The following is a 21,430-nucleotide window of genomic DNA, read 5'->3' on the forward strand; positions in this document are numbered from 1 at the left end:
GTCATACCAGCCTCTTCCGGTTACGAAGCCGTGATCGGTGCGGTGGCGTCCATGACGTACTCCTCGGGGATGTGGAACTGCCGGGACGGGTGGCGTTGCGCCTCAGGATGGGCGCACGCTCGTGGGCGGTGAGGAAGCCGGCTCCAGGCGGACGCAGCAGTGACCGGGGCTGGGTGCCAGGCACGCTTGGAGGCCGTTTTCAGCAAGTCCGTCCAGCACGCCCCGCAGTAGGTGGAGGTTCATGCCGCATACCGTCTGGGTGTGTTCGCGGGCGAGCGTGTGGAAGGGGCAGTTGCCCAGGACGATGGCGTCACCGTCGCAGCGGGGTTCGAAGCCGCTCTCCTCCAGCACGGCGAACACGTCTGCCTGGCCCGGTCCGGTGAGCCGTGTGCCCAGTTCGTGGGCCTTTCGGTGCAGGACCGCGCGGACCGGCTCACCGGTGGCTTCGGATTCCTCCAGCGCCTGGGCGAGGAGCCGTCCGGCCAGTTCGTAGTGCCGCTCGGGCAGGCTGACGGTGACCTGCTTACTGGAGCGCTTGTAGAGCTTGGCGGGCCGGCCCGCTCCTGGGCCGGTGCGTCCGCTGCGCCGTTCGTAGACGACGTCGAGCAGTGATTCGTCAGCCAGCCGGTCCAGGTGGAAGGCCGCGGTCTGCCGGGCAAGGCCGAGGGCCTCGGCGGCCTCGTCGCGGCTGACCGGTCCCGGCTGGCGCACGACGTGGTCGTAGAGCCTCCTGCGGGTCGGCTCGTCGAGCGCGGCGACGGCGGAGACGCCGGGGCGGGGTGCTTCCTTCGAGTGGTCCACGAACACAAGTGTAAAACCAATAGCGATTGACTAAAGAAGGTTTCCGCGCTTCTATCGTTAGTGAGAGTTGTCGATAGAAGGAGGGCGTCATGTCGTCCGCAACCACAAGCACCACGACCACCACATCAACCTCCTCCCGGCGGGCCGTGCTCAACGATCCCGGCTACCAGGCGTTCGTCATCCTGCGCACCGGGTTCGCCGTGGCGCCGATCCTGTTCGGGCTGGACAAGTTCGCCAACCTGCTCGTGGACTGGCCCATCTACCTCGCGCCGTGGATCAACGATGTCGTTCCGGGCAGCGCCCAGGCGGCCATGTACGCAGTCGGAGTGATCGAGATCGTCGCGGGCCTCGCCGTGGCGCTCGCCCCGCGCTTCGGGGGCTGGCTGGTGGCCGGATGGCTCGCCGGGATCATCGTCAACCTGCTGACCATCCCCGGGCACTACGACATCGCACTGCGCGACTTCGGCCTTCTGCTCGGCGCGGTCGCCCTCGCCCGGCTGGCACAGCGCTACCACGGCAAGCGGCAGTCTCAGTGACGGCAGGCCGGTCACGGAAGATGACGGGCGGGTGGGTCCCATCGGCTCACCCGCACGCGTGGCCGGGGCGGTCTCGGCAATCCGGAACGCGGGTTCCAGACCCGCCCGGCATCGAGTCACTGCGCCGTCGCCGGCCTCCTAGCGTGAAGTGAGGAAGGAAGATCATGAGTGAGAAATTGGACCGGCTGGCCGCTGAAGGCGTAGCGGTCTGGCTGGACGACCTGAGCCGGGAACGGCTTGCGGGTGGCCAGCTGACCGGCCTGGTGGGGGAGCAGCGGGTGGTCGGCATCACCAGCAACCCGACGATCTTCGCCAAGGCGATCCGCTCCGGTGCCCGCTACGACGAGCATGTAGAAGGCCTCGCCCGGCGCGGGGTTCGGGTCGAAGAGGCCGTCAGACTGCTGACCGCGTTCGACGTGCGCTGGGCCTGCGACGCACTGCGCCCGGTGTACGAGGCCAGTGACGGTATCGACGGGCGAGTGTCGCTCGAGTTGGATCCGCGCGTCGCCCACGACACTGCGGCGACGGTTGCCGAGGCACGGGCCCTGTGGTGGCTGGTGGACCGCCCGAACATGTTCGTGAAGATCCCCGCCACGCAGAAGGTCCTGGAGGCGATCAGCGCGGCGCTTGCCGAGGGCATCAGTATCAACGTGACCCTGATCTTCTCGCTGGGCCGCTATGACCAGGTGCTCCGCGCCTTCCTGGAGGGCATGGGCAGGGCGCATGCGGCGGGCCACGACCTGACGTCCATCGCGTCGGTGGCCTCCTTCTTCGTCAGCCGGGTGGACACCGAGGTCGACAGCCGGCTGGACAAGATCGGCACGCCGCAGGCGCGGGACCTGCGCGGCCGGGCCGCGATCGCGAACGCGCGCCTGGCCTACCAGCACTTTGAGCAGGCGTGCGCATCGGACCGGTGGCGGGCCCTGGCGGCGGCCGGGATGCGCCCGCAACGCCCGCTGTGGGCATCCACGGGGCCCGCCTACGACGACACCCGCTACGTCGACGAACTGGTGGCTCCCCAGGTGGTCAACACCATGCCGTGTCCAGCCAGAGCCCGATGCGCGGGGTCTCTGCGTGCAGGGCATGGTCGTGTGCTTAGACCGTCCAGACGCCGTACCCGTTCTTCGGCCGCTCGGCCTCTTTGGCCTGGACGGCCGCGGCGGCGGGGGCCGGCACGACGACGTGGCCCGCCGCTGCCGGTCCAGGTCGGCATCGGCAGCGATGACGTACGCAAGGTCAAGCCCGGCACAGCACTTGGGGTGCCCACACGGCACCGGGCAGGCGATGCGACGCAATGTGAGTCGTCAACAAGCCGGGCGCGGACCCAACCGCCCCGTGATGCCGTAACCGACGGCACGGCCTGCACGTCATAGCAGGTCTGCCAGCCGGAACCGTCACCGACCGTCACCCTCGGCCGGACGCATCCAGGCGCTCCGGCCGAGGGTCATCCGAACGGCCACCGCCTCCGTCACCATCGGAGCCGGTGGCCGATGCCCTGGCACAGGGTCCGACCGCATCATCCCGCGCGCTGGCTGCGGCCCTTCAACTGCTCCGCCATGTCCGCGAGCATGCCGCACCCCGGCCAGGAGGGACGCGGTCGCTCAGCTTCGCAGCGGTTCCGCCAGTGGCCCCAACAGCGCCGCGACCCAGTGCGGTCTGGGCGGGCACGGTATCGGGGTGGATGAACTCGCCCTGGGCATGGGGCGGTCACCGACCGCTTCGCACTGGCCGCGTTCCTCGACAGCGAACTGGCCGGCGTCCCCGGCATCCTCACCGGGCCGCGTCGCTAGTGGATGGACGGCGATCTGAACACGGGGCTCGGGGAGTTCCATGCGCCGCCGCTCCTGTGAGTCCCATGGCGCCGGCTCGCGGTGTCAGGAAGCGGATGCGGCAGCCGCACATGGCCAAAACGAGTGCCTGGTTCAGGCGAAGCGCGCCGTAGCGGCCATGTGCGGTCGAGGCGGTCCGGCGCGGAAAGAACGTCCGCGCAGAACATGAGCGCCCGGGTCAGGAGTTGGCGGGGGACTCGTCCGGGAAGATCCTGGTCACGAGGGTGCCGTCCTTCGTGAGGTAGCCGTGGAGCATGCCGGGGCTGCTGTGCGGGGCGTCGAAGGTGCCGTCGGGTCCGAGCGCGATGACTCCGCCGGTCCCGCCGAGCTGCGGCAGCCGCTTGACGATGACCTGGTGCGCCGCCTGGGGCACGTTCATCTTCCCGAACTCGATCAGGTTGGAGATCGTCGACGTCGCCGCGCCCCGGATGAACACCTCGCCCGCGCCGGTCGCGCTGGCCGCCACGACCCCGTTCTTCGCGTACGTACCGGCCCCGATGATCGGTGAGTCGCCCACTCGGCCGGGCAGCTTGTTGGTCAGGCCGCCGGTCGACGTCGCAGCCGCCAGGTCCTTCTTACGGTCGATCGCCACCGCGCCGACCGTGCCCTTGGACTGCTCGTCGGCCGGCAGTGCCTTGGACTTGGCGGCGTTCGTGTCGCCCGCCTCGGCGGCCTTCGCCTTCATCAGGGCGTCCCACCGGGCCTGGGTGAAGTAGTAGTCCTGGGTCACCGTCTTCAGCCCGTGCTGCGCGGCGAAGTCGTCCGCTCCTTCCCCGGCCAGCATGACGTGGTTCGACTTGTCCATCACGAGGCGGGCCGCCTGGATGGGGTTGCGTACGTTGCGCACCCCGGCGACCGCGCCTGCCTTCAGGTCGGAGCCGCGCATGATGGAGGCGTCGAGCTCGTGTTCGGCGTCGGCGTTGAACACCGCGCCCTTGCCCGCGTTGAACAGCGGATTGTCCTCCAGCCGCTCCACTGCCGCCTGCACCGCATCGGTGCTGTTGCCGCCCCGGTTGAGTACCTTCTGCCCCGCCCGCAGGGCCTCGCTGAGCCCGTCGCGGTATGCCTTCTCGAGCTCCGGCGAGGTCGTGGCGGGGTCCAGCGCCGTCCCGGCGCCGCCGTGTACCGCGAGCACGACGTCCCTGGCATCCGGGGCGGGCTTTCCGCCGGCCTTCTGCTCCGCGTGCTGGGCAGCGGGCAGGCTGCTGTCGGCAGTGGAGGTCGACCCTTCGGCCTGAGGCACGGCGATCGCCGTGGCCACCACTGCGGCCGTTGCCACAACAGGAAGAATCAGTTTCGCAGGTCGCATGTGTGTGTTTCCCTTCCAGCGTGTTCCGTCAGATCGGGTCGTTTTCATGAGCACTTCATGGGGGTCTGCGGCTGTCGTGCAGGTTCCGATGACGCGGATCTGCCGCCGGGCCTGGCCGTTGCGGGACGTGCGAGCCCTCCAACCGACTGCCTGGACGTTGTCCTGGAGCCGGCGTTCCGTCAGCGCAGTGAGTCGGACGAGGGCCTTGGGAGTCTGTTGTGTGCACGATGAGCAGAGCTGCCTGGAAGAGTGTCGGTGTGCGGCGCGGGCAGCGGCGTGGCGACGTCTGAGACGGGCGTTTCGGGCATGGGGACGGTGTTCCTCAAAGCCGGATGTGCCGGCAGACGGGGATGAGGGCATGGGGGAGGAAGCGGCGGCGTGGAAACGAGAAGGGGGCCGGGAGCGGTAGGGGGAGAGCAGCGGCGCCGGACGGGGATCGTCAGTCGCGGGGGGCGTCGTTGCCCGTCATGCTCGTGATCATCTGCTGCCGTACACGGTCGAGGTGGAGCTCCATCAGTTCGGCGGCACGCTCGGCCTGGCCCTCGGCGATGGCCTCCGCGAGCTGGTCGTGGTCGGTCAGTGAGGCGTCGGTGTGCGACGCGGCCACGTCGTGCCTGCTGCGCACCACGATGATCTGCTGATGCACCCGCCACACCTGCTCGGTGATGCGGGGGCTGCGGGCAGCGTCGAGCACCGCGCGATGGAAGTCGAGGTCCATGCGGTGCGCGAGCTCGCGGCCCGCGGCGAGGTGTTTCCTCGACCGTTCGCAGGCGCGGCGCAGCGCGGCGATGTCCCTGCGGTCGCGCCGTGCGGCGGCCAGGCGCGCAGCGGCGGTCTCGAGTGCTGAGCGCAACTCGAAGAGCGCCTCGACCTCATCCGGCTGTGCCTCGAACGCGACAGCGCCCTTGTTGGGACGGTGCACCAGGAGGCCCTCACTGACGAGCTGCCGGATCGCCTCGCGCAGGGGTCCCCTGCTGATGCCGAACTCACGGGCGATCACAGCCTCGTTGACCCGGGTACCAGACGCGATCTGGCCGCTCAGGAGCCGCTCGCGAAGCGTCTCCACAAGCTGGACGGCGAGGCCGCGCTCAAGGGTGTCAGGCATGCGCACCTCCCGTCCGTTCAGAGCCGACCGATGGCGTAATCACCGCGCCACAAGTGCGCGTCCCACGCCGCCGACTGCAGCGACAAAGTGTTGACAGATGACAGATGACAGTTGATAAGGCGGATCGCAGTCTGTCAACACCCCTGTGCGGTATCGACTCGGGCCTCGTCAAAGTGATAACTGTTAACACTTCGAGTCGGCTCGGCCGTACAGCCGAAGAGGGAGGAGCGGGCTATGCACGCGGTGGTGGCGGAGGTCTGGCAGCGCAGGCGCTCATCCCTTTCAGGCACTCGGCAATGCTGCGCGCCGGACTCGAACCGCTCACGGCGCTGTGCTTAGCCGATACGTCCCGGCACGGCCAGTTCCTCGGTGCCGCAGGCGCAGGCTTCGTCACGACGTACACGGACGAGAACGCCATCGCCGCGCCCGCGATCACCGGTTGACCATGTGGGCCGCGGCCAGCGGCAGGGTGGCGACGTTGTAGCGAAGGCCCGGAAGAGGTTGCCCTTGCTCGTGGCCAGCGTCCTGCGGGAGACGCGGATCGCGTCGGCTGACACCCGCAGGTCGCCCCGTACGAGGGTCAAGACCGGCGGGCACCTGCAAGACGACCACGAGGCGGCGTCATCCGCAGACATCGCGTTCACCATCCTCGGACCGGACACCTACGGCCTGCTGGTCAGCGGGGGTGGACCCCGGTCCGCGGGGAACGTTGGGCCCCAGACGCGCTCCTCCGACGGCTGCTTCCCTGAACGTCACAACAGGCGGTGGTGCTCGGGCTCAACTGTGGCGTCGGCCGCGCCCGCGCACTCCGGTGACGAGCACTCCGATGGCGAAGACCAGGACGAGGACGAAGATGGCGATACCCAGGACGTCCTGGAGCCTGCTGGCCAGGCCGCTGTAGCCCACGTCGACTCCGTAGATCACCGAGCACACGCCGGCAACTATGGCCGTCCAGCCCAGCCAGCCGGGGACCCGGCGACTCGTGAGAATCGCTGTCCCGAACAGCGCGAGGGTCAGCCCGAGCAGGATGCGGAAATAGCTCTGGAATCCCCATTCCAGCCAGCGCACGGTCTCGGCGTTGGCAAAGCGGATCTGCTTCTCCGCGCCCGAGGCGCTGACCCAGGAGTCGACGGCCTGCTTCAGTCCCACTCCGTCCAGCCCCTGCAGAACAGCCCAGATTGCGGCGGTCGCCACCGCTGCCGCGGCCGCGAGTCGAGCGACCAGGACTGGTCGGCAGAGCGCAGGACGCGGTACAGCACGAGCAGGCCGCTCAGCGTTACCAGGACGCCGATGAACTGGCCGAGATGAACGGCGATCCAGCTGCTGCTGTCCGCATACTCGGTGAAGATCGCCGGGTGGTCGTCTTCCTCTCCTGACGGATGAAGTGCGGCGGTCAGGATGACGTTGAGAAGGAAGCCCCCGACCATGAGCGCGCCGGCGATCGTCAGCGTGCGGCGTTGCGAGTCGGCTGTATCCGCCCCTTCGCCAGCGTGCATATCCCGACTCATGAGCAGACCCAGTCCTCTCCACGTCACCGACCGACGTTCTTGAAGATCACCAGCTGAAGCCGCTCTCTCAAGAAACACTGCACCACCTCACCCGAACGAGGTCCGATCGCGGCCGATTGCACCAGCGCGCGGGCCGCACCCCCATGGGACGAACCGGCCCGGCGAGGACCGGATGCCGAGCAGCGCCGCTGCCACAGCCAGGGAGCGGTGTGAGGGGGTACGCCGGTGTCGCCGCGCGGTGTCCGGCTCGGCGGTGCCCTCAGCCGTCCTGGTTTGCTGGCCGCCCCGCTCGGCGGAGGGCGGCTGGTGCAGGAGTTGATGTGGTGGCGTACCGGGGACCGGGCCGAACGAGCGGCCGCACGCAGTGGGCAGGTCCTTGGCGTCCTGCTGATCGCCGTCGGGTGGATCTCCATCCTGCGCGGCGCCTTGAGCGGTCTGTGGCTGGCGATCATCGGCTGGTGGGCATCATCACCGCGTGGGACGTCTCTCGGATCGTTCAGCGCCATGCACTCCGCGGCGGCACGGAGAGCCGGTGAGTGCTCCAGGGTTGGGCACAGATCCCACAGCGGCCACACCGGGTCCGGGAGCCTGCGCCGTAAGCGCCGTTTCACGCAAGCTGTCACCGCAGGCTCTTCCCAAACGGCGTTGCAGGCGCAGGTGCCGCATACGTCGGCGGACGAGTCTGCGTAGCCACCGCATGGGATGTTCCGAAGTGCCACCAGTCGGGGATGGTGCCTGCCGAGCAGCAAGCGCGCGTAGGGCATGGGGGTGCGGGTGCCCTCCGCTTCCATTACGCAGGCGAACGCATTTCCAGCTCCTTTCGACCGGTCGATGCGGATGGTGAATGGCTGTGGGCGGGTCGCCGGGCAGCTCCGAGGCCAGCACCTGGCATCCCTGCTGCGGCCCTGCTGCGGCCCTGCTGCGGCTCTGCTGCGGCCCTGCTGCGAGGCGACCACTTTGCCGTCGATGAGGAGCCAGATGCCGCCAGGTGCGGCACTGCTGAGCGTCAGGATATGCCGGGCATCCCCTCCATATCGTGAGACGAACCGGACCCGCCCGAGGTGCCGTCGGACGAACCGGAGCCGTCCGAGGACATCGCGGTCTTCTCGCCGGCGGCGTGACCGCGTACCACTTGCTGTCCTTGGTCTGGCCCTTCATCTCACCGGCCTTGGCATTGCCCATGTAGCGGTACAGCGGCCGACCGGCGAGGGTGAGCTGCTTCATTCCGTCCGAGCGGTCCACCGAGCCGACGAGGCTCTGCTCCACGCCCATCGCCTTGACGGAGTCCTGTGCCATGATCGGCATCCAGGTCTTCGCACAGTCGCCGGTACACACTCACTTAGCACGCCGGATCTCAGTGGACCGTTCAGCCAGGGACGCCTCCCATCGCAAAGCCTTGCCCGCGGCACGCGGCCGTCGGGCAAGGCTCTCGTCGGATGCGTGGGTTGTCAGGCCAGTGCGCTGCCCTTCTTCCAGGACTCCCAGTCGACGTTCCAGGCGCCGTAGCCGTTGTTCACGGCCACGGTGTCCGTGGACTTGACGACGGTCACGGGATCGCCGTAGTTCACCCGGTCGTAGAACCACTTGGCGTTGGCGGTGCTCAGGCCGATGCAGCCGTGGCTGGCGTTGACCTTGCCGAACTTGCCCTCGTTCCACGGGGCGGCGTGGGCGTAGGTGCCCGAGGGGGTGAGCTGGACGTCCCACTTGACGGCGCCGAGGTCATACGCCTCGGGGCCGAAGATGCCGACCGTGGCGGAGTTCATCCGGATCGTCGGGACCTTGCTCAGCACCACCATGGTGCCGTTCCACGTCTCGAAGGTCTCCTTGCCCGTGGAGACCGGAAGGGTTTTGACGACCTTGCCGTTCTCGGCCACGGTCATCGTCTTCTTGACCACGTCCACCGTGCTGACGACCGACTTGCCGATGGTGAAGTCGATCTCGCGCTTCTGCGTGCCGACCAGGTCGCCGTTCTTCACTCCGGCCAGGTCCATCCGCAGCTTCACCTTGGTGCCGGGCTTCCAATACTCCTTGGGCCGGTAGTCGACGCGGTCCTTGCCGTCCCGATCCTTCATCCAGCTCCACGCGCCCTCGACGGCCGGGGAAGAGGTGACACTGAGCTTGCGCTCCACTGCCGCCTTGTCGTGGATCGCCTTGTTGAAGACGATCGACACCGGAAGGGCGACGCCGACGGTGGCGCCCTTGTTGACGTTGTAGGTGCCGACGAAGATCTCGTCCTTGCTGAGCGTTGTGAAGCTGCTGGTGCGGGTCGTCTTCTTGCCATCAGACGCGGCGAGTTGGGCCTTGAGCGTGTAGGTGGTGCCGTATCCGGTGGCGTGGGACGAGGTCCAGGAGGTGCCGTCGGAGGACAGTGAGCCGTCGAGTGTCTTTCCGTCGCCGGCCGTGACCGCGACCGACGCCAGCTTCCCGTCGCTCGGCTTCACCGTGAGAGGCTCACCGGGTATCACGTCCTTGCCGTCGGTGGCAGGAGAGACCGTGACGGCGGCCGGCCCGTTCTTGCCGGAATCCGCGTCCACCTCTGACCCGGGCTTCGAATCCGAGGCCGGCGATTCCTTCGAGGCGCCATTGGCGGCCTGACTGCAGGCGGCCAGAGTCACGACCCCGGCCAGGGCGAGTGCCGCGAATCCCAGCCGCCTGCGCCGAGGCCGTCGCTCTGCGGGCTCCATGTGCCCCCGTCGGCTGTCTTGCACAGTCATCCTCCATCCAGATGTAGCGAAGTATTTTAGTAGACGAGCGTCGAGGGTTCTCGGTTCCCGCCGTCGGGGCTCGTGATTCAGGTGACTCCTCCTGGGCCCGACTCGGTCGTATGGCTGCGGCCGTCGAGGTCAAGAAGGTGGTGCACTACCACGAAATGCATTAGTAGCTTGGTGTTTCATCGTCGGCGGCCGAGCGGTCGTCCCCCGCGCCGCTCGGCCGGCCGACGGTCTTCGCGCTCGAAGTTCGTCCGCATGGGCCCGGGTGCGTACGTACCGGATCACGCTCTCGCTCTCTGCCTCGTTCTCTCCTCGTCGACCACGGCCGTCTCATACGGCCGGGGGGTATATTCGAGATGGTGGAGGTACTCCCACCATCACCAGAGGCGAGGGAATGAGACGCATGGCCGGTCACAAGAAGCACAAGGACGACGTGCTCGTGCGGCTGCGCCGCATCGAGGGCCAGGTGCGCGGTCTTCAGCGCCTCGTCGAGCAGGACACGTACTGCATCGACGTCCTTACCCAGGTCTCGGCCACCACCCGCGCCCTGCAGTCCTTCGCCCTTCAGATGCTCGACGAACACATGGCGACGTGCGTGAGTGACGCTGTGGAAAAGGGCGGCGAGGACAAGGCTCTGAAGCTCAAGGAGGCGTCCGATGCCATCGCCCGGCTGGTTCGTTCCTGACGGGCGGTCGGCTCGCGGGTAGCGCTGCCATTGGCCAACCCGTACGAGGGCTCGTGGCGTCGCGGACGGTAGGGCGGCGAGGCGGCGGGTCACTTACGACGACGGGTGGATTCCTGGTGCCCGATGCGTTGCGGGCCATGCGGAGGGTGACGGCCTTTGTGGCCATCGCGACTGCGCGGTGTCCGTCTGCCGCCAGTCGACACGCCGGCCTTGGGGCGGCGTGCCTGTGGCTTGGTGCGGGTCGCCCAAACTCCCGCACTCTGCCTGAGCGGAGTGCGGGCCTGTGGTCCTCGCTATGTCTGATGCGGTCCGTAGTGGTCCAGGAACATATCGACGCCGCTGGTGATGAGGCGGTCGGTGAGGTCGTCGTCGATATGGGTTCCGTAGGAGCCGAAGACCATGTGGGGGAAGACCAAGAGTGCGTAGAGCTGGATGATCGCGGTCTCCGTGTCGGGGATGACCAGCCGTCCTTGGTCGGCCAGGGTGTGCAGCGCGCCCGCAACGGCCGGGTGATGGGCTTCGGGGCCACGGGCCTTCCAGGCCTCGGCGAGCTCGGGGAAGCGGTGCAGTTCGGCGGCGACGAGGTTGCGCAGGGCGGCGACCTCGCGGTTGGCACGTACGGCGTGGACCCAGACGCGAGCAGCGTCGATGAGTGCGGCGCGGAGGTCCTCGGCCTCGGCCAACCCCTCGAGTGCGGCTGGTGAGGCGCCGGCGAGGGGTTCGTCGAGCGCGCTCGTGATGACCGCGGTGAACAGTGCTTCCTTGCTGCCGAAGTGGTTGTAGACGGTCACCTTGGAGACGCCCGCCTCGGCGGCGATGGCGTCCATGCCGACGCCGAATCCCTCTCGCAGGAACAGTTCACGGGCGGCCCGGACGATGGCTTGCCGTTTGGCTTGGGCGCGGGGGCCGCTCGGGGGTGGTTTCACGGTCTCGCTACTCATGACCGAATCCTAGCAAGCAACTGAACTGAACTGTTGAGTTCATATGAACTGGGACGTACAGTTCAGTTCAGGGGTTCGTGCGGACAAGGCCGTGCGGAGGAGCAGCCCCGTCATGTCCTGTACGGGAGGAATCTCGTGTCTTCGACCACTCGTCCGGTGCCCGCACTACCGCGGTCCGGAGCCGCGCCGCCCGGCGGCAGGCGATGGCTGACCCTCGCCGTGCTCGGTGTGAGCCTGCTGGTAGTCGGTCTCGACACCACAGTGCTGAATGTCGCTCTGCCCACGCTGGTGACTGAACTGGGCGCCTCCACCAGCCAGTTGCAGTGGATCGTCGACAGCTATCTGCTGATGGCCGGCAGCCTCGTACTGTTCTGCGGCAGCCTCGCGGACCGGCTGGGCCGCAAGTGGGTGTTCATGACCGGCCTTGCACTGTTCACCGCGGCCTCCGTGGTCGCCGCGTACGCCGGGTCGGTGACGACGCTCGTCGTGGCGCGCGGTGTGATGGGCGTCGGCGAGGCGCTGATCATGCCCGCCACGCTCGCGATCATCGGGAACGTCTTCCCGCGCGGTGCCCAGCGGACCAAGGCGATAGGCATCTGGTCGGCGGCGGTCGGAGTCGGCACGGTGATCGGGCCAATGGTGGGCGGCTGGCTGCTGGGCGTCTTCTGGTGGGGCTCGGTGTTCCTGATCAACCTGCCCATCGGGATCGCCGGCCTGATAGCCGCTGCCTTCCTGGTGCCGAACTCGAAGGCGGCGGATGCCCGGAGGCTGGATCCGGCGGGGGCCCTGCTGTCGGTGGCGGCCGTCGCCGCCGTGCTGTGGGCGGTGATCGATGGCCCGGACCGGGGTTGGACCAGCCCCGCTGTGCTGGCCGCCTTCGCGGCGGGAGCGGTGCTGGCCGGTGCGTTCATCGCCTGGCAGCGGCGCGGCGCGTCACCGATGCTGCCGCTGCGGATCTTCCGGCACCGGGCCCTCGCGGTTGGCGATGTACTCATCCTGCTGGGGGCGTTCGCCCTCATCGGCACCCTGTTTGTGGTCGTGCAGTACTTCCAGTTCGTACTCGGATACAGCGCCGCGCAGACGGGTCTGCGGCTCGGTCCTGTGGCACTGGCACTGCTGATCGCGGGGCCGCTGGCCGGCGTACTGGCGCCGCGGATCGGCATGCGGGCGGTGTCGACGGCCGGGCTCGCGCTGCTGCTGGGCTCATCGGCCGTGCTCGCCACCACCGGCACCGGGGACGGCTACGGGCGGGCACTGCTGGCGATGCTGCTCCTGGGCGCGGGTGCCGGGTTCGTCATCACCTCCACCAGCGACGCCATCGTCGGATCGCTGCCGGAGGCTGATCTAGGCGTCGGCTCGGCCACCAACAGCGCGTCCATCCAACTCGGCGCGGCGGCGGGCGTGGCGGTCGCGGGCAGTCTGCTGTCCGATCGCTACCGCTCCGGCCTCGCCGAGGACGCGCACAGCGCCGCTTTGCCGCCCGAACTCCTGGCCTCCACAAAGGAATCGGTCGGGACCGCGCTCGCGGTCGCCGAGAAGTTGCCCGGTGAGGCCGGGGCCGCCTTCGCGGACGCGGCCCGCCGGGCGTTCACCGACGGCATGGGCCCTGCGATGGCTGCGGCGGTCGGCGTCACCGCGGTGGGCATCGCCGTCGCGCTCGCCTTCGCTCCCTCCCGCCCTACGGACTCTGCCACTGATCGCCGTACGAACTCCAAGGAGTCGTCATGACCCACCCGGCCCCCGGCGCCCCGCACGCGCAGGAAGACCAACACGACCATCCGCCCCCCGACCCGCGCCGCTGGATCGCCCTGGCGCTGATCTGTCTGGCCCAGTTCATGCTGATTCTCGACGTCACCGTGGTGAACGTCGCGCTGCCCGACATGGCCGCCGATCTCGGCCTCGGCCGGGAGACTCTGACCTGGGTGGTCACCGCGTACACGCTGTGCTTCGGCGGGCTCATGCTGCTCGGCGGCCGGCTCGCAGACGCCCTTGGCGCCCGCCGCACCCTGCTCGCCGGGCTCGCCCTCTTCACCGCCGCCTCACTGGTCACCGGACTGGCCGAGAACGCCGAGACCCTGCTCGGAGGCCGGATCGCCCAGGGCGTCGGCGCCGCACTGCTCTCCCCGTCTGCGCTGTCCATCGTCACCACCACCTTCCACGGCGCGGAGCGCAACAAGGCCCTCGGCGTGTGGGCGGCCATCGGAGGCACCGGCGCGGCGGCCGGCGTACTGGTCGGCGGGGCGCTGACGGACGGGCCGGGCTGGGAGTGGGTCTTCTACGTCAACGTGCCGGTCGGCCTCCTCGTACTCGCCGCCGTTCCCGCCCTCGTAGCGGCCCGGGCTCCGCAACCCGCCCGGCTCGACCTCCCTGGCGCGCTGCTGGTCACGGTGGGCACCGGTGCGCTGATCTACGGGCTCGTCGAGGCGGGGGACTCGGGCTGGACGGACCCCGCCACGCTGCTGCCGCTGGCCGGTGCGGTGGTGGTGTACGCCATCTTCGCGGCGGTCGAACGGGTAAGCCGCGCCCCGCTGATGGACCTGCGGATGTTCACCCGGCGGCCGGTGCTCGCGGGCGCCTTCCTGATGCTGATCGCCACCGCGCTACTGATCGCCTTCTTCTTCCTCGGCTCGGTCTACCTCCAGCACGTGCGCGGCTTCAGTCCGCTCAAGACCGGACTGGTCTTCCTCCCGGTCGCCGTCGCCACCGGAGTCGGTGCCCACCTCGGCTCCCGGCTAGTCGGCAGGATCGGCAGCCGCCCGACAGCCGTCGGGGGCATGGTGATCGCGGCCGCCGGAACCATTCCGCTGACGCAGCTGTCGGATACCGGCAGCGTGTACGCCGGCCTGCTGCCGGGCTTGGTGGTCGCCTCCATCGGCATCGGCGCGGTCTTCGTCACCGCCACCACCACCGCGCTCGCCATGGTCGAGCACAGGGAGGCGGGACTCGCCTCCGGCGTCGTCAACACCTTCCACGAGGTGGGCGGCTCGATCGGCGTCGCCGTCGTGTCCACCGTCGCTGCGTCAGGCTTCGAGCGCGGCTCGGTCGGCGGTTTCGCGGACGCGTTCACCGTGTGCGCGGTGGCGGCTGCCGTGAGCGCGGCCATGTCCCTGGGGCTCGTACCGCGCGGCAAGCCGCAGATGACCGGCGGCCCTCACGTGCACTGACGACGACGGGACCCGTCACGGCCACAATCACCATCAAGAGGTGCCGCGTCCGGTCTCTGGTGTATGGGCGTGGCAGGACGGAGGGGAGGGCGGTGCTCCGTGGCATCGCCCGCCGCGCCCCCCTCAGTTGAGAGCGCCGCTCAGCACCGCCAGTACCGGCCCACCCGCCAGGCCGAGACCAAGTGAGGCGGCGGTGGCCGTGTACGCGACGGTGCGTGCGGTGCGGTCGCCGTTGTGGAGTGCTGTTCCCTCGCCCCGGGAGACGGCCGGGACGATCAAGCGCAGGTAGTAGAAGAGCGAGGCGACCGTGTTGACCGCGGCCAGGACGGCGAGCCACGCGTAGCCACCGTCGACGGCGGCGGTGAACACCTCCAGCTTGCCGAGGAAGACCGCGGTGGGCGGGGTGCCGACGAGGCCCAGCAGGCAGATGACGAGGCTCGCGGCCAGCAGCGGGCGCTCCTTGGCGAGCCCTCGGTAGTCGTCCAGCGAATGGGCACGGGGGAGGGCGCAGACCACTGAACTTCAGCGCGGCGCGGGCGGCCCGCCGATGACCCCAGCCGGCGATGACGAAGTACATCGCCACGATGGACAGGTCGAAGAAGACGAAGAACAGGATCAGGTCGAGGGCCGCGAAGAGCCCCGGGCAGGTGGTCTCCAGGAAGAGGAACAGCGCGGCGAACTCCCGGATGCGGCGGTTCTCCCGCAGCGAGTACAGCGCGCAGGCCAGGAACAGCAGGCAGGTGAGGGCGAGCAGCGGCAGCGACAGCCCGTCCACGCCGACGTGGTAGCCGACCCCCGCGCTGGGGATCCAGCGGGCCCGCTCCTCGTACTGCATGCCGCCGTCGGCCTCGTACCCGGTCCACATCGCGATGACGAGGGCGAGCTCGACAGCCGACGCCGCCACCCAGACAGTGCGGAACACCGTCGGCGTCGTGCGGCGCGGGAGCGCGAACAGCAGCAGGGCGACGGCCGTGGGCGCGAAGACGAGGGCGGTCAGCAAGCGGGGTCACCTCACGAGGACGAGCACGACGGCGAGGACGGTGAAGGCGGCGACGGCCTGGGCGAGGTACTGGTGCAGCTGGCCCGTTTGCGGGCGGCGGGCCCACTGGCCGAGCGCACGCGTACCGGCAGCGACCGTGGCCACCGTGCCGTCGACGGCACGCTCCAGGACGCCGTCCGTCCAGCGGGCGAATCGCATGGCAGCCGCGGCCGAACCGTCGACGGCGCGATCCACGACACGATCGTCGAAGGCCGCGGCGGCGCGTGCGAGCCGCATCACGGGTGCGACGAGGAGGACATGAGCGGCACGCTCGAAGAGCAGCCAGTCCGCGAAGCCCGACTTCGCCCGTGCGGGCAAGGGCAGCGGGCGCGTGCCCCAGGTCCAGGTGACCGCGGCCGCCATCAGAGCGAGAACCCCGGACAGCACGAACTCCCAGACGTGCGGGTCAGGTTGACCGGCGTACGCGAGTACGCGCCCGACATTGTCATGCAGCGGTGGGAAGGCCACCGGTGTCAGCGCGAGGCAGGCCAGGGCCAGCAGGGCCAAGGGCGCCACCTCGCCGCCTGGGATACGGCGCGTTTCCGGTCGCGGGACCGCCGGCTGCCACGGGTACCAGGCGGCCTTGGCGCTGTAGACCGTCGACAGCAGAGCGGCCGCGAGTGCGACACCGTACAACCAAGGGCTGGTCTCCAGAGCTCCCGCGAGCCGGACGTCCTTGGCGGCCCACAGCGACGGTGGCGGAATCCCGGCCAGGGAGAGCGCGCCGACGGTGAAGGCCACACCGACTGTCCGGTGGTGGCGCGCGGCGCCGAGCAGTTCCGGGAGTCGCTGGGTGCCCAGCGCGGTCAGCCAGGCCCCTGCGGCCAGGAAGAGCAGGCTCTTCGCCGCCGCGTGAGCGATGAGTTGCAGCGTGCCGCCGCAGGTCGCGTCGGTTCCCGCAGCCAGCACCATGAAGCCGATCTGCGCACAGGTCGAGGCGGCGAGCAGTTGCTTGAGGTCGGTTTGCGCCACCGCGACTAGCCCGAGGCAGAGCGCGGTGGCGGCGCCCGTCCACGCGACCGGACTACTCAGCGAGGCCCAACGTGAGGGGCGCCCCGTCCGCGAAGCCGATTTCGACGCGCAGGGGACCCGTGGTGCCGGGCGCGGTGCGCAGGCCGTTGGGCTTTCCCCCGCACCAGCCTTCGATGACGTCGGCTGGGCCGGCCACATCGATGCTGGTGATGCCGACCGGTTGGCGGCGGTGCGCGGCGCTGAGGGCAGCAGGGCCTTCCGGCCAGTGGATGAGACAGGGCAAGAAGCGCCGATCGAAGTTGGCGCCGAAGCCGGCCAGCGTGTACGGCGGAAAGCCCAGGCCCTCCGCGGGTGCCTCGATCACGGACATCCCGTTCGTGGCGGCGAGCTCGCGCAGCCGCTCCTCGTCCTCGAACGCTACGAGCCATGCCATCGGGACCAGGGGCTGCGAGGGGTGTGCGGCGAGTGCCTCCGTGTCGAATTCCAGCAGCGGCGGAGCGCCGGGCGCGGGAGCCTCACCGTTCGGGTAGTGGATCTCCAGCACCTGGCCATGCTGCAGCGGTACCACGAGGTTGGACAGTCCAAGACCCGGAATGGTCCGACCGCGGGCGATACCCAACCCGGCCTCGCTGAGCACTTGCTCGGCGTCAGTCTTGGTCCGGGCGGCCAGGACGACGTGATCGATCTCCATCGGAACTCACCTTCCGCCGCATCCCGCCTGCACTGCGAGGAACACCAAATTATTCGTAGTGAAGTTCGTTTTCAATAGTGTCGGGCAGTGGCCCAGAGCGGGCTGTAATTGCGGGAGTTTGACTGGGTGTGCCCTGGCTTATGGAACGAGTTGGCGTATACCTGCTGGTCCTCGGGCAGGTCGTCAGTGAGCATGGCGTCGGCTGGCGGGGCGGAGTTGTCGCCGGGTTGGTGTTCTGGTTGTTGTGACGGCCCCCTTCTTCCCTGCGGCCGAGGGCTGTAGGCCGTGCCGGTAAACCGGTCTCGGCGTGGTGCCGGTCAGCCGAGGGTCTGGATGAGTTGATTGCACGCGTGTTCGCAGGATCGGCACGCTTCGGCGCAGACACGGCAGTGCTCCATGTCGGCGTGCGAAGAGCATTCGTTGCCGCAGGCTTTGCAGGCGGTCGCGCACGCCTGGAGGATGGCGCGAGTGACGTTGGCGTCGTAGCCGGTGTGGCGGGACAGCACGGATGCCGTGGCGGTGCAGATGTCGGCGCAGTCCATGTCGGTGCGAATGCACTTGGTGAGTTCGCCGACCGTGCCTTCGGACAGGCAGGCGTCCGCGCAGGCCGTACATGCCTGCGCGCAGGCGATGCATTCCTCGATGCACTTGGTGAGCTTCTCGCGGTCGACCTCGCCGAGGTCGGCAGGGTAGGTGGCGAGCATGTCCTTGACTGTGGTCGTCACGGGGTGCCTCCTTTCACTGCCGGAGGCCGGCGGGCCGGGCGGCCGCGTGCAGTCCACCCCCGGCCTCTGACGGGTTGACCATGGTGCGGCGACGCAAACGCGCCCGGACACCCCTTGCTCTCAGGGATGCCCGGGCACGCTGGTCGGGTCGGTGGTCAGTGGTAGGCGTGGACGACGGCGTGGCCCTTGCCACGGCCGATCATCCACTTGTTCACCGGCGTGGTGATCAGGAACGCGACCCCGAACCCACCGAGAAGGGCGGACCAGAACAGCCCGTCGGAAAGGTGGGCGTCCATCGCGCCCGGGGTGAGGGCGATGATGCCGTTGTCGACGATCTCCATCACGGCGATGGAGACGGTGTCGGCGGCGAGTGCCACCTTGATCGCGGTCTTGAGATCCAGGCCAGCCCGGCGCACGGCGAAGAGCGTGAACGAGTAGCCGAACAGGAACGCCAGCGAGATCGCCAGGACCATGGTCTGCACGTTGCCCCACATCAGGGCGGTGCCGATGACCATGCCGAGGATCTCGCCGATGGCGCACCCCGTGAGGCAGTGCAGCGTCGCCTTCGCCGCCATGGCCCAGGACGCTCCGCCGTGTCCCCCATCGGGTACCGCATGGTCGGAGTGGCCGTGGTGGCCCTCGTGCGTGGTGCTGGTGTGGTGCGCGCTGTGGTCCATGACCTTCATCCCCATTCCCGTCCATAGGGGCCCGTCGTTGAGCCGCGGTCAGGAGCATATACCCCCATGGGGTATATGCCAAGGGGTGGCGCCGGGGGCGTTCCGTCGCTGGGATGGCAGGTGGATCCGGAGGCGCTTGAGAATCGCGGTGCTGCGCTCCTCGCGGTCGCCCATCGGGTGATCCAGGTGATGCTGCATAGGCACTCCTCCGTCGGGTGGCGGATGCGCGTGGAGAACATCGACCGCAGTCCCCGTCAGAACTAAGGTCTTTAGTATGTCTGTGCAGAGTGACGGGCGGCCGATCGAGGACCGACAAGAGGGCGGTGCGGAGAGTGGCGGAGGCCTGCCGCAGACGCCCGTCAAGAGCCCGATTCCCTCCGCTGCTCATGTGGCCCCGGCGGTGCGAGTCGAGCTGGACGGCGACGAAGACGCCCAGGATGATGCAGCGCCCTCACGGGTGCCGGGCCCAGGTACAGGACTCCGGTCGATGGGCTGGGCCGTACGGCGAGTTCCGTACCTGCACGATAAGGAGGTTCATCTAAGTAGATTAGTAAATTGTTGGTCATGCTCGGGCAGGGAAGCGGGCGCCTGAGCTGCGCTGTGGCACGCCGCGAGCGACGCAGCGAGAGCGCCAGGGCGACGAGAACGGGCGCCCCCAGCGCCACCTCAGGCCACACGCCGAGCCACTCGGAGAGGGTGAGCCCCGAAGCGAGCGGTACCCGCTCCACCAGATGGCCGGCACGCCAGGTCCCCAGCCGGTCCATGACCTGTCCGTCCGGCCCGACGATGGCGCTCACCCCGCTCGTCGAGGCGAGGGTGACCGCCCGTCCGTACTCGATCGCGCGGATGCGGGCCATCGCAAGCTGCTGTTCGGACTGCCCGGCCTGGATACCGCGCTCGTACGTCGCGTTGTTCGTCTGGACGACGAGGAGATTGGCGCCCGCCCGTACGGTGTCCCGGACCCGGTCGTCGTACGCGATCTCGTAGCAGATCACGTCACCAAGCAGCACCTGCCCCGCCTCCAGCGGGGCCGTGGAAGTACCGGGCAGGAGGTCGCGCGGGATGAGCTGGAGCGCGCCGAGGCCGCCGAGCAGCGAACGCGCCGGTATGTACTCGCCGAAGGGTATGAGCTGGCGCTTGGCGTACCAGGAGGCCGGGCCCTGGCCGGGCAGCCACAGCTGGCCGGCGTTGTACGCCCGGCCGCCGGGGGCTTCCAGTAGGGCGCCGATGGGGAGGGGCTGTCCAGTTCCCGGACCGCGTCGGCGACGAGGGAGCCAAGCTCCGGATTGCGTCCCGGATCGCCGTCGAGGGAGTTCTCCGGCCACAGGACGACGTCCGGACGCGGGACCTCGCCGCGGCGCACGGCGGCGGCCAGGGCCTTCGTCTCGCGGGCGTGGTTCTGTGCGACGTTGCGCAATCGAGCCTGCTCCTCCAGCGTGCGCTCGCGTTTGACGTTGCCCTGGACGACGGCGACCACGGCGCTCGGTCCGGATGTCCTCCGGGCGGGGAGGGCGAGCGGTGTCGTGATCAGGGCGACCACGCCGAGGCATATGGCCGCGCTGACCTGCCGACGGCCGCCGCGCCATGCCGTCAGGCCGTACACCAGCAGCGATCCCAGGAACGCGACGGCGAAGGAGAGGGCTGGGCCGCCGCCCACAGCGGCCCAGCCGGCATACGGGGCATCCGCCTGCCCGAAGGCCAGCCGACCCCAGGGGAAGCCGCCCAGTGGAGCCCGGCCGCGTACTGCCTCCAGGACCACCCACCACGCGGCGGTGTACAGCGGCCAGCCCGGCAGCGCGATCAAGCGGGGCAGCGGCATCGCGGCGAGCGCGAAGACCAGGGCCTGGACCGCCGTGAGGGTGAGCCACGGGACCAGGCCGAGGTTCGCCAGCCAGACGATCAGCGGGGCGAGGAAGGTGATACCGAAGATCCCGCCCGCGGTGAAGGCGGATCTGGCGCGCCGTCCGCGCACGGCCAGGATCAGTCAGGGCCGGGCCGAGCGGGGCCAGGAACCACCATCCGACCGGCGGGAACGAGGCGTAGAGGAGCAGTCCCCCGGCGGACGCGGCTGCCCAGGACCGGATGGTGGCCGCAGTGGGGCGGCGGGTCACGCGCGGAGGTCCGGCCCTCACGAAGGCACTGCGCAGACGTTCGCGGTGCGCAGTCGTCGTACGAGCACGTGGACCAGCAGCGCCACCGAGGCGGCGGCGAGTACCGGTTGCAGCGGAGCGAAGTACGACAGGGCGCCGCTGACGCCGATGGCCAGCACGACTAGCTTGTTGCAGATCGGGCAGCCGACCGCGAAGACGGACAGCAGCCCCGCGCCGAGGGCGCGAGCGGTGCGAGGACGCTCGGGCAGCGCGGCCTCGGGGGCTTCGGCTGAGCCGATGCGGACGTACGTGGCCACGAGGAGGCCCTCCAGTACGGAGCTGACCAGCCACACCGGGTAGTTCCACCAGAGCACGGGGGTCATCCGCGTGTAGAAGGGGGTCGGCACCACGCCCGTCGGGACGCCGATGACGAGTGCGGCGATCACCGTGACCGCTGCTGCCACGGCCCATCTGCGGGCGGGCCAGGTGCGCATGGGGCTGCTCCTCGGGATCGGGCCGCCGACCGGGCGACACGTCAAACCGGGGAGCCTGACAACGGCCTCCGGTCGGCGGCTGGCAGCCATGCTATGTCACTAATTGGGTTAGTAGAAATGAGAGGTTTGATCAGTGGCGAGGCCGGGGTCCGA

General features: G+C 69.2%; 19 protein-coding genes and 4 pseudogenes. 5 read left to right on the forward strand and 18 right to left on the reverse strand.

Annotation, left to right across the window (positions count from 1 at the left end):
* Nucleotides 1–102: 102 nt before the first annotated feature.
* A complete protein-coding gene (locus OHT21_RS44075) occupies nucleotides 103–807 on the reverse strand; it encodes a helix-turn-helix transcriptional regulator (RefSeq protein WP_328773861.1) in 705 nt (234 codons plus the stop codon).
* Nucleotides 808–890: 83 nt separating this feature from the next.
* Here OHT21_RS44075 and OHT21_RS44080 point away from each other — a divergent pair, with 83 nt between their 5' ends.
* Both OHT21_RS44080 and tal read left to right on the forward strand, forming a co-directional pair.
* Nucleotides 891–1,337, forward strand: a complete 447-nt coding sequence (locus OHT21_RS44080; protein ID WP_328773862.1) for a hypothetical protein — start codon at nucleotides 891–893, stop codon at nucleotides 1,335–1,337.
* A gap of 164 nt (nucleotides 1,338–1,501) precedes the next feature.
* A complete protein-coding gene (gene tal, locus OHT21_RS44085; protein WP_443050601.1) occupies nucleotides 1,502–2,710 on the forward strand; it encodes a transaldolase in 1,209 nt (402 codons plus the stop codon).
* A 634-nt stretch (nucleotides 2,711–3,344) separates the two neighbouring features.
* Here the strand turns inward: tal and OHT21_RS44090 are convergent.
* The 7 genes and pseudogenes from OHT21_RS44090 to OHT21_RS44115 all read right to left on the reverse strand — a co-directional run bounded on the left by OHT21_RS44090 (nucleotide 3,345) and on the right by OHT21_RS44115 (nucleotide 9,802).
* Nucleotides 3,345–4,445 (reverse strand): isoaspartyl peptidase/L-asparaginase family protein, encoded by a 1,101-nt coding sequence (locus tag OHT21_RS44090; protein ID WP_328773863.1) that lies wholly within the window; start codon nucleotides 4,443–4,445, stop codon nucleotides 3,345–3,347.
* Nucleotides 4,446–4,914: 469 nt separating this feature from the next.
* Entirely contained in the window at nucleotides 4,915–5,580 is a 666-nt protein-coding gene (locus tag OHT21_RS44095; protein ID WP_328773864.1) for a GntR family transcriptional regulator, read from the reverse strand.
* A gap of 391 nt (nucleotides 5,581–5,971) precedes the next feature.
* Nucleotides 5,972–6,164, reverse strand: a pseudogene (locus OHT21_RS44880) (hypothetical protein); the annotation flags it as partial.
* A gap of 193 nt (nucleotides 6,165–6,357) precedes the next feature.
* Entirely contained in the window at nucleotides 6,358–6,729 is a 372-nt protein-coding gene (locus OHT21_RS44105) for a DUF4386 family protein (RefSeq protein WP_328773866.1), read from the reverse strand.
* Nucleotides 6,720–7,076 (reverse strand): hypothetical protein, encoded by a 357-nt coding sequence (locus OHT21_RS44110; protein WP_328773867.1) that lies wholly within the window; start codon nucleotides 7,074–7,076, stop codon nucleotides 6,720–6,722. Before OHT21_RS44110 ends, OHT21_RS44105 begins: the two co-directional genes overlap by 10 nt.
* A gap of 480 nt (nucleotides 7,077–7,556) precedes the next feature.
* Nucleotides 7,557–8,393, reverse strand: coding sequence for a COG4315 family predicted lipoprotein (locus OHT21_RS44885; protein ID WP_443050602.1), 837 nt, complete (start codon nucleotides 8,391–8,393; stop codon nucleotides 7,557–7,559).
* A gap of 143 nt (nucleotides 8,394–8,536) precedes the next feature.
* Nucleotides 8,537–9,802, reverse strand: coding sequence for a L,D-transpeptidase (locus OHT21_RS44115; protein WP_328773868.1), 1,266 nt, complete (start codon nucleotides 9,800–9,802; stop codon nucleotides 8,537–8,539).
* 400 nt (nucleotides 9,803–10,202) lie between these two features.
* Here OHT21_RS44115 and OHT21_RS44120 point away from each other — a divergent pair, with 400 nt between their 5' ends.
* A complete protein-coding gene (locus OHT21_RS44120) occupies nucleotides 10,203–10,484 on the forward strand; it encodes a metal-sensitive transcriptional regulator (protein WP_328773869.1) in 282 nt (93 codons plus the stop codon).
* A gap of 293 nt (nucleotides 10,485–10,777) precedes the next feature.
* Here OHT21_RS44120 and OHT21_RS44125 read toward each other — a convergent pair whose 3' ends face one another.
* Entirely contained in the window at nucleotides 10,778–11,425 is a 648-nt protein-coding gene (locus tag OHT21_RS44125; RefSeq protein WP_328773870.1) for a TetR/AcrR family transcriptional regulator, read from the reverse strand.
* A gap of 135 nt (nucleotides 11,426–11,560) precedes the next feature.
* On the opposite strand from OHT21_RS44125, the gene OHT21_RS44130 reads away from it, so the two are divergent.
* Both OHT21_RS44130 and OHT21_RS44135 read left to right on the forward strand, forming a co-directional pair.
* Nucleotides 11,561–13,153, forward strand: coding sequence for an MFS transporter (locus tag OHT21_RS44130; protein WP_328773871.1), 1,593 nt, complete (start codon nucleotides 11,561–11,563; stop codon nucleotides 13,151–13,153).
* Nucleotides 13,150–14,589 (forward strand): MFS transporter, encoded by a 1,440-nt coding sequence (locus OHT21_RS44135; RefSeq protein WP_328773872.1) that lies wholly within the window; start codon nucleotides 13,150–13,152, stop codon nucleotides 14,587–14,589. The genes OHT21_RS44130 and OHT21_RS44135 overlap by 4 nt, the downstream gene beginning before the upstream one ends.
* 123 nt (nucleotides 14,590–14,712) lie before the next feature.
* Here the strand turns inward: OHT21_RS44135 and OHT21_RS44140 are convergent.
* The 9 genes and pseudogenes from OHT21_RS44140 to OHT21_RS44180 all read right to left on the reverse strand — a co-directional run.
* Nucleotides 14,713–15,108 (reverse strand): annotated as a pseudogene (locus OHT21_RS44140) (proton-conducting transporter transmembrane domain-containing protein); the annotation flags it as partial.
* Nucleotides 15,107–15,589, reverse strand: a pseudogene (locus tag OHT21_RS44145) (NADH-quinone oxidoreductase subunit M); the annotation flags it as partial. The pseudogenes OHT21_RS44140 and OHT21_RS44145, both read right to left, overlap by 2 nt.
* 6 nt (nucleotides 15,590–15,595) lie before the next feature.
* Nucleotides 15,596–16,600: a proton-conducting transporter transmembrane domain-containing protein gene (locus tag OHT21_RS44150; protein ID WP_443050603.1), complete on the reverse strand. Its 1,005-nt coding sequence runs from the start codon at nucleotides 16,598–16,600 to the stop codon at nucleotides 15,596–15,598.
* Between the two features lie 52 nt (nucleotides 16,601–16,652).
* Entirely contained in the window at nucleotides 16,653–17,291 is a 639-nt protein-coding gene (locus tag OHT21_RS44155; RefSeq protein ID WP_328773873.1) for a VOC family protein, read from the reverse strand.
* Nucleotides 17,292–17,608: 317 nt separating this feature from the next.
* Nucleotides 17,609–18,016 carry a four-helix bundle copper-binding protein gene (locus OHT21_RS44160; protein ID WP_328773874.1) on the reverse strand — a complete coding sequence of 136 codons (408 nt, stop codon included), beginning with the start codon at nucleotides 18,014–18,016 and terminating at the stop codon, nucleotides 17,609–17,611.
* A gap of 155 nt (nucleotides 18,017–18,171) precedes the next feature.
* A complete protein-coding gene (locus OHT21_RS44165; RefSeq protein ID WP_328773875.1) occupies nucleotides 18,172–18,693 on the reverse strand; it encodes a DUF4396 domain-containing protein in 522 nt (173 codons plus the stop codon).
* A 359-nt stretch (nucleotides 18,694–19,052) separates the two neighbouring features.
* Complete coding sequence (locus OHT21_RS44170; protein WP_328774454.1) at nucleotides 19,053–20,279, reverse strand: apolipoprotein N-acyltransferase; 1,227 nt, start codon at nucleotides 20,277–20,279, stop codon at nucleotides 19,053–19,055.
* Nucleotides 20,280–20,314: 35 nt separating this feature from the next.
* A pseudogene (locus OHT21_RS44175) lies at nucleotides 20,315–20,665 on the reverse strand (apolipoprotein N-acyltransferase); the annotation flags it as partial.
* A gap of 156 nt (nucleotides 20,666–20,821) precedes the next feature.
* Nucleotides 20,822–21,277 (reverse strand): hypothetical protein, encoded by a 456-nt coding sequence (locus OHT21_RS44180; protein WP_328773876.1) that lies wholly within the window; start codon nucleotides 21,275–21,277, stop codon nucleotides 20,822–20,824.
* Between the last annotated feature and the right edge of the window lie 153 nt (nucleotides 21,278–21,430).

Source organism: Streptomyces sp. NBC_00286 (genome assembly GCF_036173125.1).
In the GTDB taxonomy this organism is placed as follows: Bacteria; Actinomycetota; Actinomycetes; order Streptomycetales; family Streptomycetaceae; genus Streptomyces.